General features: G+C 64.2%; 9 protein-coding genes and 1 pseudogene. All 10 read left to right on the forward strand.

Annotated features, from left to right (window positions below; genetic code table 11):
- The 10 genes and pseudogenes from tssH (at nucleotide 1) to tssK (ending at nucleotide 15877) form a co-directional block, all read left to right on the forward strand.
- The gene (gene tssH, locus ACTRWG_RS09435; protein WP_027233786.1) at nucleotides 1–2724 is read left to right on the forward strand and encodes a type VI secretion system ATPase TssH; all 2724 of its coding nucleotides are present in this window, start codon (nucleotides 1–3) and stop codon (nucleotides 2722–2724) included.
- A 59-nt stretch (nucleotides 2725–2783) separates the two neighbouring features.
- On the forward strand, nucleotides 2784–4019 hold the full coding sequence (locus tag ACTRWG_RS09440; protein WP_027233785.1) for a hypothetical protein: 1236 nt from the start codon (nucleotides 2784–2786) through the stop codon (nucleotides 4017–4019).
- An 87-nt stretch (nucleotides 4020–4106) separates the two neighbouring features.
- Complete coding sequence (locus ACTRWG_RS09445; RefSeq protein WP_259959432.1) at nucleotides 4107–4937, forward strand: ion transporter; 831 nt, start codon at nucleotides 4107–4109, stop codon at nucleotides 4935–4937.
- Nucleotides 4930–5427: pseudogene (gene tssB, locus ACTRWG_RS09450) on the forward strand (type VI secretion system contractile sheath small subunit); the annotation flags it as partial. The gene ACTRWG_RS09445 and the pseudogene tssB, both read left to right, overlap by 8 nt.
- A gap of 837 nt (nucleotides 5428–6264) precedes the next feature.
- Entirely contained in the window at nucleotides 6265–9882 is a 3618-nt protein-coding gene (locus ACTRWG_RS09455) for a type VI secretion system contractile sheath domain-containing protein (protein WP_462829256.1), read from the forward strand.
- Between the two features lie 64 nt (nucleotides 9883–9946).
- On the forward strand, nucleotides 9947–12058 hold the full coding sequence (locus ACTRWG_RS09460) for a type VI secretion system Vgr family protein (RefSeq protein ID WP_027233867.1): 2112 nt from the start codon (nucleotides 9947–9949) through the stop codon (nucleotides 12056–12058).
- Between the two features lie 9 nt (nucleotides 12059–12067).
- Nucleotides 12068–12676, forward strand: a complete 609-nt coding sequence (locus tag ACTRWG_RS09465) for a DUF6931 family protein (protein WP_027233866.1) — start codon at nucleotides 12068–12070, stop codon at nucleotides 12674–12676.
- Nucleotides 12677–12693: 17 nt separating this feature from the next.
- On the forward strand, nucleotides 12694–12996 hold the full coding sequence (locus ACTRWG_RS09470) for a PAAR domain-containing protein (RefSeq protein WP_027233865.1): 303 nt from the start codon (nucleotides 12694–12696) through the stop codon (nucleotides 12994–12996).
- An 8-nt stretch (nucleotides 12997–13004) separates the two neighbouring features.
- A complete protein-coding gene (tagH, locus tag ACTRWG_RS09475; protein ID WP_027233864.1) occupies nucleotides 13005–14492 on the forward strand; it encodes a type VI secretion system-associated FHA domain protein TagH in 1488 nt (495 codons plus the stop codon).
- 44 nt (nucleotides 14493–14536) lie between these two features.
- Nucleotides 14537–15877, forward strand: coding sequence for a type VI secretion system baseplate subunit TssK (gene tssK, locus ACTRWG_RS09480; RefSeq protein WP_027233863.1), 1341 nt, complete (start codon nucleotides 14537–14539; stop codon nucleotides 15875–15877).
- Nucleotides 15878–15884 lie beyond the last annotated feature (7 nt).

Below are 15884 nucleotides of genomic sequence, written 5' to 3' on the forward strand. Positions count from 1 at the left end.
ATGACCGAGATCAGCCGCGTGGCGCTGTTTGGCAAGCTGAACAAGCTGGGGTACCAGGCCGTTGAAAGCGCAACCGTGTTCTGCAAGATGCGGGGCAATCCCTATGTCGAGCTGGTGCATTGGATGCATCAGCTGCTGGCGCAGCAGGACAGCGACCTGCACCGGATCATCCAGCATTACGATCTGGATGCGGGCAAGATCGCCACCGAACTCACCCGCGCGCTGGACATGCTGCCGCGCGGGGCCTCGACCATCTCCGACCTCTCCGATCATCTGATGGATGCGATGGAGCGCGGCTGGGTCTGGGGCTCGCTGTTGTATTCCTCGGGCCAGGTGCGCAGCGGCCATCTGCTGTTGGGGATGCTGAAGACGCCGGCGCTGCGCAACATCCTGTCGGCCATGTCGCCGGAGCTGGCGAAGATCGGCGCTGATGATCTGGCGGATAATTTCCATGACGCCACCGATGGCTCGCCCGAGGAAACGCTGGGGGCGCAGGACGGCTCCAACGTGACCGGCGGCGGCGCGGAGCCGGGCGAGGCGTCCGGTTCGATGGCGCCGGGCGCGATGGGCAAGGGCGAGGCGCTGGAGCAGTTCTGCACCGACCTGACCGAGCAGGCCCGCAACGGCGAGATCGACCCGATCGTGGGCCGGGACGAGGAAATCCGCCAGATCGTCGATATCCTGATGCGTCGGCGGCAGAACAACCCGATCCTGACCGGCGAGGCGGGTGTCGGCAAAACCGCAGTGGTCGAAGGCTTTGCCCTGCGGATCGCGCGCGGTGATGTGCCGCCGGCCCTGCATGATGTGCGGCTGCTGGTGCTGGACGTGGGGCTGCTGCAGGCCGGGGCCAGCATGAAGGGCGAGTTTGAGAACCGCCTGCGCCAGGTGATTGACGAGGTGCAGGCGAGCCCGGTGCCGATTGTGATGTTTGTCGATGAAACCCACACGCTGGTGGGGGCAGGGGGCGCGGCCGGCACCGGCGACGCGGCCAACCTGCTGAAACCGGCGCTGGCGCGCGGCACCCTGCGCACCATCGGCGCCACCACCTGGGCCGAGTACAAGAAATACATCGAGAAAGACCCGGCGCTGACCCGCCGCTTCCAGGTGGTCAAGGTCGATGAGCCGGATATCCCAAAGGCGGTGCTGATGATGCGCGGCATCGCCTCAATGCTGGAGCAGCACCACCGGGTGCAGGTATTGGATGAGGGGATCGAGGCCGCCGTCAGCCTCTCGGCCCGCTATATCCCGGCGCGGCAGCTGCCCGACAAATCGGTGAGCCTTTTGGACACCGCCTGCGCCCGCGTGGCGGTGAGCCAGCACGCGGTTCCGGCTGAGGTCGATGACAGCCAGCGCCGGATCGAGGCGCTGACCACCGAGCTGGAGATCATCGGCCGCGACGAGACCGCAGGCTATGAGGTCGCCGACCGGCGCGAGGCGGTGGAGGCCGCCAAGGCCGCCGAGGAGGAACGGCTGGCCGGGCTGACCGAGCGCTGGGACAAGGAAAAGGCGGTGGTCGAAGGCATTCTGGACCTGCGCGCCAAGCTCCGGGAGGGGGCCGCGCCCGTGGATGCTGCCGGGGATGCCGGGGACGACGCGGCGGAGGGCGCCGCCGGCAGCCCGCTGACGGAGGATGAACGCGCCAAGCTGATGCAGCAGCTGAAGGACAAGAACGCTGAGCTGGAGGCGCTGCAGGGCGACAGCGCGCTGATCCTGCCGATTGTGGACCACCAGGCGGTGGCGTCGGTGGTGGGCGACTGGACCGGCATTCCGGTGGGCCGCATGGTCAAGGATGAGATCGAAACCATTCTGAACCTGGAGGAGCATCTGGCGAAACGGGTGATCGGCCAGGACCACGCGATGAAAATGATCGCCAAGCGCATCCAGACCAGCCGCGCAGGCCTCGACAATCCGAACAAGCCGATCGGGGTATTCCTGCTGGCCGGCACCTCCGGCGTCGGCAAGACCGAGACCGCGCTGGCGCTGGCCGAGGTGCTCTATGGCGGCGAACAGAACGTCATCACCATCAACATGTCCGAATATCAGGAGGCCCATACCGTCAGCTCGCTGAAAGGGGCGCCTCCGGGCTATGTCGGCTATGGCGAGGGCGGGGTGCTGACCGAGGCGGTGCGGCGCAAACCCTATTCCGTGGTGCTGCTGGATGAAGTTGAGAAGGCGCATCCGGATGTGCATGAGATCTTTTTCCAGGTGTTCGACAAGGGCGTGATGGAAGACGGCGAAGGCCGCATCATCGACTTCAAGAACACGCTGATCCTGCTCACGTCGAATGTGGGCACCGAGACGATCATGGACCTGTGCTCCGATCCCGACCTGATGCCGGAGCCGGAGGGGATGGCGAAAGCCCTGCGCGACCCGCTGTTGAAGGTGTTCCCGCCGGCGCTGCTGGGGCGTCTGGTGACGATCCCCTATTACCCGCTTTCGCCCGGCATGATCGCGGAGATCACCAAGCTGCAGCTGGGCCGCATCCAGAAGCGGGTCGAGGAGGCGCATTCGGTGCCGGTGACCTATTCGGACGCTGTGGTCGACAAGATTGTCGAGCGCTGCCAGGAGCTGGAGTCCGGCGGCCGGATGATCGACGCCATCGTTACCAATTCGATGCTGCCGGATATCTCCAACGAGTTCCTGCGCCGCCTGATGGCGGGCACGGAGGTCAAGAAGGTCGAGATCGGCGTCACCGGCGGTGAGTTTTCATATTCATTCGAGTGACGCGGTGCCGGGCAGCCGGCACCCGTATTTAAATTAAAGAGTCACAAGGGAGAGACCTGATGGCCAAGACAACAACCGTTAAGCACAAGTTTTATGTCGTCGATCTGGTGCGGTCCAAACCCAAGCTGAATTACATCGAGATCCCGAAATACCGGGTTGATGTGGAGCTTGAAGTCACCACCAAGGGCACGCTGAAAAAGCCGGATCCGGCGCCGTCGACCAAACTGAAGCGCCTGGAAGAAGCCGGCATGGCCGAGCTGGAGCGCTATGAGAAGGTGATCACCGAAGAGGCGGTGAAGCTGGACGCCAAGGTCGGCAAGCTGATGGAGACGCCCGGGGCGGCGGCGCAGAAAGAAGCGGAAAAGATGATCCAGGCGACCAACGCCTCGATCAAGAACGCGATGGATTCGGCGGAAGGTGCCGCCCAGAAAGCCATCGAAGCGCGGCTTAAGAAAGAAGCCCAGGGCGACAAGCTGCTGAAGGAGGCGCGCGTCAAGACCACGCTCAAGGTGGGGCTGGGCACGATCAAGATCGCAGGCTCCGTGGCCAAGCTGGTGGCGACCTCCGGCGCGGATGTGACCTCTTACAAAACGATCGTGGTCGAGGTTGTGAAGCTGGGGATGGAGATTAATCAGCAGCTCAAGAACGAGGCCAAGCTGCGCAAGGACCTGTATACCGGGATCCAGGCCTATATCACCCTGCGCGGCACCGTTCTGATGCAGGCGGCGGAGCGGCAGGGGATCACCGACACCTCCGGCATTTCGGTGAAGAAGCCGATTGAGGCGATCAAGAAGCTGACCGCCAAGGCGCTGGCGATGGGGGATGAGGTGACCAAGGGCAAGGATGCCAAGTCCATCGCCAAGAACCTGCTGGATGCCACGGTCAAAGGGATCTCGGCCAAGGTGAATGACGCTGAGAAGGCCCGCAAAGCCTACCGCGAGCATACCACCAAGACGCGCAACAAGACCGACAGCCTGGGCGTTTCGGCGGACAAGCTGATGAAGAAGGTGCGCGCGTCGAAGACCCTGAAAGAGGGGGTGAAGCTGGGCGCCGAATGCATGACGCTGAAACGCGCCGCCAGTGAACTGGCTGCCAAGCTGAAGGACCGCGAGGCCTTTCTGGAGGAAATGCAGGCCCTGATGGAGGGCAACGGCATGAAGATCGACGACCAGACCACGATCCAGAAACTCAAGGAACTGGACAAGATGTCGATTGCTTCGGAAGCAACCACACTGATGGGGGCAATCAAAACCGTGAAGACCTTGGTGGACAACGTCAGCAAGGCGGTCGCCTGATCGGGACCGGCAAAGCAATGGCCCGGCCCAAAGCCGGCCGGGCCGCAGACAGGGAGAAGACCAGTGGAAACCCAGGCCAGCACCGGAATGACGCTTCGGGACCGCGCCCGCGAATTCGTCGAGCGCCCCTGGGTGACGAATACCATTCTTGGCATCATCATCTTCAACGCCATTACGCTGGGCCTTGGCACCTCTGCCGCGGTGCGGGCGCATGCCGGGGGGCTGCTGGATGTGATCGACACCACGGTCCTGGCCATCTTTGTGCTGGAGCTGGCGCTTAAGCTGTTTGCCTACGGGCTGCGGTTTTTCTCCTCAGCCTGGAATATCTTCGACCTGGTTGTGGTCTCTTTCGGGCTGCTGCCGGACAGCCAGGGCCTGTCGGCCTTGCGCGGTCTGCGGGTGGTGCGCGCCCTGCGCCTGCTGTCGGTCATTCCGCAGATGCGTGCGGTTGTGCAGGCGCTGCTGGATGCGCTGCCCGGCATGGGCGCGGTGATTGTGATGATCTCCATCGTGTTCTACGTCTTCGGCGTGATGGCGACGATGATGTACGGCGCTGCATTTGACGAATGGTTCGGCACCCTGGGCCGGTCGCTGTATTCGCTGTTCCAGATCATGACACTGGAAAGCTGGTCGATGGGGATTGTGCGCCCGGTGATGGAGGAATTCCCCTTTGCCTGGTCGTTCTTTGTGCCCTTCATCGTGATCACCGCCTTTTCGGTGCTGAACCTGTTCATCGGTCTTCTGGTCAACACCATGCAGTCGGCGGTGGAGGCGGAAGCCGAGGCAGAATTCGAAAAGCTGCGGGATCTGGTGAGGTCCGAAACCGATGTGGTCGACGCGCATGTGCGGGAGCTGCATGAGGAGATCAAGGCGCTGCGGACGGAAATCGCGGAGCTGAAAGGGCAGGGCAATGGCTGACAGCTCGCAAAAATTCATTGCCCGCAACCGGGCGCCAAGGGTCCAGATAGAATATGACGTGGAGCTCTATGGCGCCGAGAAGAAGGTGCAGCTGCCCTTTGTGATGGGCGTGATGAGCGACCTGGCCGGGAAATCCAAGGTGGAGCAGCCCGCGGTGGCAGACCGCAAGTTCCTGGAAATCGACGTCGACAATTTCGATGAGCGGATGAAGGGGCTGGCGCCGCGCGCCGCCTTCACTGTGCCCAACACGCTGACCGGCGAGGGCAACCTGGCGGTCGATCTGACGTTTGAGAGCATGGCGGATTTCTCGCCCGGTGCGATTGCCGCCAAGGTGGATGCGCTGCGGCCCTTGCTGGAGGCCCGCACCCAGCTGCAGAATCTGATGGCCTATATGGACGGCAAGACCGGCGCCGAGATGCTGATCGAGACGATCCTGAACGATCCGTCGCTGCTGCAGGCGGTGTCGGCGCCAGTGGCGGACACAGACAGCGCTGCGGCTTTGGACAGCCTGCGCAAACTTGGGCTGCCGGAGGAAGAGGCGGACACCAGCGGCGACGTGCTGGCAGGCCTTGCCGCACAGGCACCGGAGAAGGCAGAGCCTGAAGAGCCCTCCGGCGGGGTTCTAGATGCGCTGCGGCAGGCGGCGCCGGAGGATCAGGCGGCAGAGGATGCTTCGGCTGGGGTGTTGGAGGGATTGCGCTCTGACGCGCCGGAGGAGGCTGAAACGGAAGACGCATCGGCAGATGTGCTGGCGGGGCTTGCGGCTGAAGCGCCGGAAGAGACCGAAGCTGAGGATGCCTCTGGCAGCGTTCTTGACGAACTGCGGGCTGTGGAGCCTGATGAATCGGAGATCGGGGACGGTTCGGCAGATGTGCTGGCTGGCCTGAGTGCTGCTGCGCTGCAGGAGGACGACCAGGGCGACGCGGCCGGAGAGGTGCTTGCGTCGCTGGCGGCGGCGGAGGTCCCGGACGCTGAGGAAGACGATCAGACGGGGTCTGTTCTGGAAGGTCTGGCCCAGGCGGATATTCTGGAGGAGACGGAAGACACTGCCTCTGCCGCGCTTGAGAGCCTTGCTGCGCTTGAGGTGGCCGAGGCGGAAGCGGAGGATCCTTCCGGCGTGCTGGATGCCCTTGCGGATATCGGAGTGGAAGAGCCGGAGGATACCGCCGCGGAGGCTGCGCTGGAGAGCCTGGCGGCTGTGGAGGTCGAGGAGCAGGCAGAGGAGGATCACAGCGGCGTTCTTGGCGGGCTTGCGGAGCAGGCGCCCGTAGAGACCGTGGAAGACGACGCTGCGGGCGCGGCCCTGGAGAGCCTCGCGGCGGCCGAAGTGCCGGAGGCTGAAGACACTGAGGAGGCGTCTTCGGTTCTGTATGAGCTGGCCTCAATCGACGTTCAGGAAGAAGACGAAGACGCTGCCGGGACGGCGCTGGAAAGCCTGGCCGCGGCTGAGATTGAGGCGCCGGAAGCTGAAGATCACGCGGACATTTTGGAAGGGCTGGCAGATCTGGAGCCTGAAGAGGCCGAAGCGGATGATGCTGCGGAGGCGGCTTTGGGCAGTCTTGAGCCTGTGGCGGAAGCTGTGGAGGATGACGAGGATATCTCCGGCGTTCTGAGTAACCTCGCGGATGTTGAGCCAGAGGCAGACGAGGAGGGCGCGAAGGCCGCTGCAGCGCTGGACAGCCTGGCGGATGCAGAGCTTTCGGAGGCTGAGGAAGACGACGGCCTGGACGATGTGCTTGGCGGTCTGCTGGAAGATACGCCTGCAGAAGAAGACGCCGGAAGCGAGGCCGAAGACGCGCTGGAGAGCCTTGTCTCTGTTGACGTGGAGGAAGCGGACGATGACGGGTCCGATGACGTTCTGGAAGGACTGCTGGAGGGCGGTCTGAATGAGGCAGAGGGTACGGACGAGGATCTGAACGCGGTTCTGGAGGGCCTTGAAGCACCGGAGGCGGCGGATGCCGGGGAGACTTCCGGCGATGTGCTGGCCGGGCTTACCGATGGCCTGACGGAGGAAACTGAGGAAGAGGACAGCGTCCTGGGCTCGATCCTCGACGGGCTGGATGCGCCCGAGGAAGCGGATGATAGCGATGACCTGAGTGCCGCGCTGGACACGCTGGACGCGCCTGCGGAGGAAGACGCTGATGACAGCGGGCTGGATGATCTGCTTGGCGACCTCGGCGACCTTGGCGGTGACAGCGTCGAAGAGGCGGCGGCGGAGGATGACGCCGATGTGCCCGAGGTTCTGACCGCGGAAGAGGAAAGCCTGGACGACGCGGAGGGCGGCGGACTGGATTTGGATCTGGACGCCTTGCTCGACAGCGGAGACGAGGCTGAGGCCACCGCCGGGGAGGATGACCTCGACAGCTTGCTCGGCGATCTGACCGAGGAGGCGGACGCCTCGGATGATGATGATCTGGATGCGCTTCTGAGCGGCGCGGAGGAGGAAGCGGGCGCCGGGGACAGCGGTCTGGATGATTTGCTTGGTGATCTGGAAGCCGGCGAAGATGCCGAAGCTGACGCAGCTGAGGCCGATAGTTCCGCTGCGCTGCCGCCAAACGATGAGGACACAGAAGACGCCGGCGGCTTGGAAAATCTAGATGACTTGCTGGGCGATCTGGAGGAGCCCGGAGATGAGGCTTCGGAGGAGTTAGCGGACAGCGGTTTGGATGATCTGCTTGGCGATCTGGATAGCGGGGAAGAAACCGGACCTGAAGCGGCCGGCGATGATGACCTGGACTCGCTGCTTGGGGAACTCGACGCGGAGGATGCCGGGGAGGCTGAAGACCTCAGCCTGGACGATCTTTTGGGCGATCTGGGCGGCGGTGAGGAGGATGATGGCGATCTCGACGATTTGCTGGCCGGGCTCGGAGAGGAGGCCGAAGCTGAGGACGCGGCTGACGCGGAAAGCGGCGAGGAAGACTTGGACGCGCTGCTGGATGGCCTGGGGGATGCGGACGCCGATCTGGACAGCCTGATGGGCGATGATGGCGACATGGATCTCGACGACCTGCTGGGGGATCTGGGCGGTGATGATGAGGCGGCGGAGGACGCCGGCGGCGACGATCTGGATGCGCTGCTGGGGGATCTGGATGACGGCGGCGGCGCAGCGGAGGCTGCGGCTGCGGTGGAAGCTTCGGAAGAACCGGAGTTCGCCTATGGCACTATGAGCGCGGACCGGCCCGAACCGCAGAAACTGGAGCGCAAGCGGTTCCGGCTGGCAGTGCTGGGGGATTTCTCAGGGAGAGCGGCCAAGGGGCAACTGGAGACCGGAGACGCGCTGGCGGCGCGCAAGGCGATCCTGCTGGACCCGGATACGGTTGAGGATGTGATCGAGCGCTTTGCCACCGAGCTGGTGCTGCCGATCGGCAAGGAGGGCGCCGGGATTGCCGTGAAGCTGGAGGATCTGGACGGGCTGCATCCGGATGAGCTTTACGAGAACGTCGAACTGTTCACGGAGCTGGCGGGTCTGCGCAAGCAGCTGCAGAGCGGCGCGACGGCGGATCACGCGGCCAAGACGCTGAGGGCCTGGGCAGAGAAATACGGCACCCGGGCGCGGGCGCCCAAGCGGACCTCGGCCGGTAATGCGGTGCCTGCGGACAAGCGGCTCAGCGCCTTTCAGCAGCTGATCAAGGACACCGGTATCACACCGCGCCCGGCGACACCGGTGGAGGAGCTGCTGGCGCGGGTTGTGGGTCCGCATATCCGGGCGCTGCCGGATCCGGACGTGGCGGCGATGCAGAAGGCGGTGGATGAGGCGCTGTCGGATGCGATGCGGCTGGTGCTGCATCATCCGGAGTTCCAGTCGGTGGAGGCGCAGTGGCGCTCGCTGGATCTGATGGCGCGTTCGATCGAGGCGGACGATACGCTGGATGTGATGCTCTATGACATCTCGGCAGAGGAGCTGGCGGCGGATCTGGCCGCCGAAGAGGATCTGTCGAAGACCGGCTTTGTGCGCCTGCTGACCGAGGAGCCGCTGGACGAGGAGAACGGCCGCGGCGGTTATTCGGCGCTGATCGGCATGTATCAGTTCGAGGAAACCCCGCCGCATGCGGAACTGCTGGGCCGCATCGCGCGGGTGGCGGCGCATGTGGATGCACCGTTCTTTGGGTCGATCTCACCCGAGTTTCTAAAGACGCCCAAGGCGGAGCGGCCCAAGGTGGTGGCGGAGGCCTGGGACACGCTGCAGGGCATGGCGGAGGCCGGGTATCTGGGACTGGTCAGCCCGCGGTTCCTGCTGCGCCGTCCCTATGGCGAGAAAACCGAGCCCTGTTACGAATTTGATTTCGAGGAGTTCACCGAAACGGAAGGCCTGAAAGGCATGCTCTGGGCCAATCCGGTGGTGCTGGTGGCGATCCTTCTGGCGCGGTCGTTCAAGGAGAACGGCCCGTCGCTGCAGCTGGGCAGGATTATGTCTTTGGGGGGGATGCCCTATCATTACGTGAACGACAGGTTCGGCGACCAGGTGGCGCTGCCCTGCACGGAGCGCAATGTCGACCTCGGCAAGATCGCGCTGGCGCAAGAGCGCGGCTTTATGGCGGTGAGCGCGGTCAAGGGGCGGGATGAGGTGCGGCTGACCTCTTTCAATTCCTTGAAAGGCAGCGAGATCCTGGGGCCCTGGACCGGGTTGCCGGCGCCAGAGCCCTCGCCGCCGGATCCGCGCGGCCTGCCGAAACCGGCGTCCCCTGCGGGCGGCGGGGATGAAGACGATCTGGATCTGGGCGGTGATGACGGGGACGATTCAGGCCTGGACGATCTGAACCTGGACGATCTGGATCTCGGAGGAGACGGCGAGGACGACCTGGACCTGGGGGAATTGGACTTCGACGCCGATGACGGGGGGCTCGATGATCTTCTGGCGTCGTTCGGGGATGACGACGACGAGGATGACGATGACGGCGACGAGGAAATGGATGCTGAACTCGCCGCGCTTTTGGATGATTTGTGATGCGAATGTTTGAGAACACTGCCGGTGATTTCCGGCCCGGTTCCCTTCGCGGAAAGGAGGAACCATGGTTGTAAGCAAGGGCCATGAAAACGACCTCGCCTGGATGTCGGGGAGCTACAGCACCGATGGGCTGATGCTGAGCCGCGCAATTGTGCGCGAGGGCTTGAGCAAGCTGACCGAAACCACCATCGAATTTGCCGCCACCAAGGCCCAGCCCAAGCTGGAGGACCTGGTCGGCAAGACGATGAACGTGCATGTGATGCGCAACCCGGACACGGAGCAGCAGTTCTCAGGCCTGTGCATTTCAGTCGAATACCTGGGGTTCCGCAACGGCTATGAGATGTATGTCGCGGAGGTGCGCCCCTGGTTCTGGCTGCTGACGCGGACCAGCGATCTGCGGGTGTTTCAGGAAAAGTCCACGGTCGAGATCATCAAGCAGCTGTTCAGCGAATACGGCTTCAGCGATTACACTGACAAGCTGAGCGACAGCTATGAGGCGCGCGAGTATTGTTTGCAGTACCGCGAAAGCGATTATGCCTTCCTGTGCCGGCTGATGGAGGAGGAGGGGATCTATTTCTACTTCGACAGCACAACCAGCCCCGGCAGCCCCGAAAAGCTGGTGCTGTGTGACGGCGTCAGCGGGCACTCCCCGGTCATGGGGGGTGCAGAGATCGAATTCCACGCCCGCGACGACCGGGACCGGCGGCGCGAAGAGCATATTTCCGAATGGGCCAAGGAGGAAATCCTGACCCGCGGCAAGGTCACCCTGAACGATTTCGACTTTCTGACCCCGTCAGCGGACCTCAAGGCCGCCTCGGCGATTGCCAAGGGCAAGCATTCCCACAAGGATCACGAGGTTTACGACTATCAGGGGCATTACCGCAAGAATTCCGGCCTGGGCAACAAGCTGACGCGGGTTCAGATGGAGGCGCAGGCGATCAGGCACAAGCGCTGGCGCGGCGCCTCCAGCGTGGCGACCCTGGGCACCGGCTACACCTTCACCCTGAAGGATCACCCGGTGAATGAGAACAACAAGGAGTATCTGGTCACCGACGCCGAGCATCACATCAAGCTGGCCTGGGATTACGGCGAGCGCGAGAGCCGCACCACCAAGGTCGCCACCTCGGGCGAGATGCGCCATGACGTGAAGGCCCGCAACATGGACTACCCCAAGGAGATGGAGCACGACGTCTACGCGGCCACCTTCGGGGCGATCCTGAAGTCCGATCAGTTCCGGGCACCGCTGGTCACCCCTTGGCCGGAGGTGCAGGGTCTGCAGACCGCCACCGTGGTCGGCAAGAGCGGCGAGGAGATCTGGACTGATGAGCACGGCCGGATCAAGATCCAGTTCCACTGGGACCGCGAAGGCGAGAGTAACGAGACCTCCTCCTGCTTTGTGCGGGTGATGACGCCCTGGTCGGGCAAGAACTGGGGCATGGTGGCGATCCCGCGGATGGGCCAGGAGGTGGTGATCCAGTTCGAGGACGGCAACCCGGACCGGCCGATCTGCACCGGCATGCTTTACAATGCCGAAACGATGCCGCCCTATACCTATCCGGACGATCAGACCCAGCTGGGGATCAAGACCAACTCCTCCAAGGGGGGCGGCGGCTATAACGAGCTGATGTTCGACGACAAGAAAGACAGCGAATTGATGCGGGTGCAGGCGCAGAAGGATCACCAGATGCTGGTCAAGGACCGCTCGACGGTGACAGTCGGCCTGGATGCGCCCGACCCGGAGGTCACCTCTGCCGATGAAAAGAGCTATGTGTTCACGGTCCAGCAGCACATGACGGAAACCGTGCATCAGGGCGACCGCACTGAGGTGGTGGAGACCGGGGACAAGTCGGAAAACATCCAGACCGGCAACATGACGCTTGATGTGGATACCGGCAACCTGACCGAAACCATTGCGCAGGGCGACCACACGGAGACCGTGTCGCTGGGCAACCTGACCGTCGATGTGACCGCGGGCAAGATCGCGATGAGCGCGGGCCAGGAGATCAAGCTGACCGTGGGCGCCTCGGAGGTGAAGATCGACAATTCCGGTGTGACCATCAAGGGGCCGATGATCAAGATCGAAGGCACCGGCATGGTCGAGGCAAAGGCACCGATGACCACCGTGAAAGGCGAGGCCATGCTGACCCTGAAGGGCGGCCTCACGATGATCAACTAGGTGGTGCAGATGCCGGGAAGATTTGAAAAGCTGGTCAAAATGCCCGCCGATCCGGTGGCCAAGCTGCTGTCGCGGGCCAATGTGATCCTGAAGACGCCGCTGGAGGCGCCGCCGACGGCGCAGGCCGGGGCGGTGCTGGAGGAACTGGACCGCAAGGGCGCGCTGGTCGATCTCTTGCGGGTGCTGGCGGTGCTGCTGCCCCCGCGGGAACGGGTGTGGTGGGCCTGCCTGGCCGCGCGCGACTATATCGGGCCGCGGTCGGACAAGGACCCGGCTTCGCTGACCGCGTCCGAGGCCTGGGTGTTCGAGCCCAGCGAGGAAAACCGCGACAAGGCGCGGATCACTCTGGATCATGCCTATGTCGATGATGACACGGTGAATTGCGCGCTGGCGGTGCTCTATGCCGCCGGAACGCTGGGACCCGGAGAATTGAATCAATATCCTGCCCCTGCAGGCGCCTCGGAGGCGGCGGCCTTTGCCATGAATATGGTGGCCTTGGGTCAATTGTCTGATAAGTTTGAAGAACACGGCGGCGTTCTGGTGGAGCGCGCGCTGGATATCGCGCGCGGGGGCAAGGGGCAGGTGATCGAAGTTCCCCAGCACGCGGCGCAGGGCTGACAGGGAGGATGTAACAGATGGGAATGCCACAGGCCCGGGTGACGGATCTGCATGCCTGCATGCTGCCCTCCACCCCGCCGCCGCCGGTCCTGCCGGTGCCGACGCCGATCCTGCCGCCTTGCGCGGTGACTGTGCTGGTTGCAAACCTGCCGGCCGCGCGCCTGGGTGACATGTGCACCGCGGCGCCGTCGCCGCACCCGATCATCAAGGGCTCCGCGACGGTGCTGATCAACAATATGCCGGCCGCGCGGATCCTGGACAACACCGCCTGCGGCGGCATGGTCGTCAAGGGTGAATTCACCGTGCTGGTGGGAGGTTAGGCCCAATCATGGGAGTGACGCTGAAGTTTCAAAGCTCGGGCGCGATGCCCGGCGATGCGGCCCCCGTTCCGATGCGCGGGCCGAGCCTGACAGTGGGGCGCGGCGCCAGCTGCGACCTGGTGCTGCCCGACCCGGACCAGATGCTGTCGCGCAACCACTGTGTGATCGAGGATCACAACGGCAATGTGGTGGTGGTGGACCTCAGCTCCAACGGCACCTTTCTGAACTATTCCAAGATCCCGCTGGGCCGGACGCCGACGCCGCTTAATAACGGCGACGTGCTGTGCATCGGCAACTATGAGCTGGTGGTGGAGATCCGCGACGATCTGATGGATGTGGGCGACCTGATCGCAGCGCCCGCGGCGCAGGCGCCCGTTTCGCCTGGCAATGCCGCCAACGCGCCCGACCCGCTGCAATTGCTGGAAGATGCCGGTCCGGGCGGCGATTTCCTGGACGATCTTTTGGGCGAGGGGCCGAAGGGGCCTGCGCAGCTGAACCCGGTCGACCCGATTGACGAGCTGCTGCCGCCGCTGGGTGAGGAGGAGGATCCGTTCTTCCAGAAGGCCAGTGACGGGCGCGAAGGGGAGGGGGCCAGCCTGGCCAACCACAACCCCACTGCCTCGGACGGGTTTGCCGCGTCAGCGGCGCAATCGAACATGATTCCGGACGATTGGGACGATGAGTTCCTGTCCGGCATCGGCGGGCCGGAGGAACCCGAGCCGAAACCCGAGCCGCCGCGCGAGGTGCCGCCGCCGCCGCAGGAAGTGCCGCCGTCGGGTCCGCCGCAGGAAGCCCCTCCGGGACCGCCCCAGGAAACACCGCCTGGGCCGCCGCAGGAGGCCCCGCCCTCTGCACCGCCCGAGATTCCGCCCTACCATGAGGCGGGTGCGCGACCGGCGCCGCCTGCCGGAACGCAGGACGCGCTTGAGGCCTTTATGAATGGCGCCGGCGCCGAGATCAGCATAGCCCCGGAGGATCATGCCAGCACCATGGCGCGCATGGGCCGGGTGATGCGGACGCTGGTCACGGGCTTGCGCGAAATCCTGATGACGCGGACCTCTATCAAGTCGGAATTCCGCATTGAGCAGACGATGATCTCGGCCGGCGGAAACAATCCGCTGAAGTTCTCGATCACGCCGGAGCAGGCGGTCGAGGCGATGGTGCGCCCGGCGACCAAGGGCTATCTCAGCCCCGAAACCGCCGCCGAAGAGGCGCTGAGGGACATCAAGGCGCATGAGGTGGCGATGGTCACCGGAATGGAGGCGGCGCTGAAAGGCGTGCTGAAGCGCCTCGACCCCAAGGCGCTGGAGGCGCAGATCGAGGACAAGGGCGGCTTTACCGGCCTCTTGCGCGGCAAGAAAGCGCGGTACTGGGACGTTTACGAGCAGCTTTATGCGGAGATTTCCGACCAGGCTGAGAATGATTTTCACGACCTGTTCAGCCGCGAATTTGCGCGGGCCTACAAGCAGCAGCTGGACAGGCTGAAGGACGGATAAGCGCCGCGCCGCCGGCGCGTGCCTGCAAGGAAGAGGAGATCCCGGTGTCCTGGGACAGCAAGGTACTTTGGACGGAGGGGCTGTTTCTGCAGCCGCATCACTTCCAGCAATCCGACCGTTACAACGAGGCGCTGGTGGCCGGGCTGGCGCGGCGGCTCAGCCCCTATGCCTGGGGCGTGAACGGGCTGGAAATTGACCACGAGGCGCTGAAGATCGGCCAGTTTGCGGTCAAGTCCTGCGAGGGGCTGACCCATGACGGCACGGTGTTCCGGGTGCCGATGGCGGATCCGCATCCGCCCGCGATGGAGGTGCCCTCCACGGTCAAGGACTGCATCGTCTACCTGACCGTGCCGCAGCGGCGCCAGGGCGCGGTGGAGGTCGATCTGAGCGGCGCCGAACGCTCAGCCAGCCGCCTGCGCCCGGACAAGCAGGAAGTGACCGATGTGACCTCGACCGAGCGCAAGCCGGTGGAGCTGGATGTGGGCAAGATGCGCCTGCAGTTCGCTCTGGAGGTGGATGATCTGGCCGACCTGCTGGCGATCCCGGTGGCGCGCATCATCGAGGTGCGCCCGGACAAGGAGATCGTGCTGGATCAGGCCTTTATCCCTTCCTGCCTGGATGTGCGCGCGGCGCCTGCGCTGAACGGTTTCCTGCGGGAGCTGGAGGGGCTGCTGGCGCACCGGATGGAGGCGCTGGCGGGCCGCCTGTCGGAGGCAGGCGGCGCCCGCGGGGTGGCGGATGTGTCGGATTTCATGCTGCTGACGGTGGTGAACCGGCTGCTGCCGCAGGTGCGCCATCTGCGCAACATCGAGAACCTGCACCCCGAACGCCTGTTCACCCTGTGCGCCGGGCTGGCGGGGGAGCTGTCGGTGTTCATGTCCACGGAAAAACAGGCGCCGGAGTTTCCGCCCTATACCCACGGCAACTTGGCCGAATGCTTTGCGCCAGTGATCCGGGTGCTGCGCCAGTACCTGAGCTCGGTGCTGGAACAGACTGCAATCCCGATCAAGCTGGAGGCGCGTAAATACGGTATCTCGGTGGGGGTGATTGCCGACCGCAAATTGCTGGGCAATGCCGGTTTTGTGCTGGCGGTCAGCGCCGATATCCCGGCCGAGGACGTGCGCAAGCATTTCTCAGGCCAGGCCAAGATCGGACCCGTCGAGGAAATCCGCCAGCTGGTGAACTCGGCGCTGCCGGGGATCACGCTCCGCCCCCTGCCGGTGGCGCCGCGGCAGATCCCCTATCATTCGGGTGTGGTCTACTTCGAGATGGATGCGGACAGCCCCTATTGGCGCAAGATGACCACGTCGGGCGGGATCGCGGTGCATGTGTCGGGACAGTATCCGGGGCTCAAGATGGAGCTTTGGGCAATCCGTAACGCATAAGGGAAGG

It is taken from the genome of Leisingera sp. G5_S3_59_S7, from assembly GCF_054968485.1.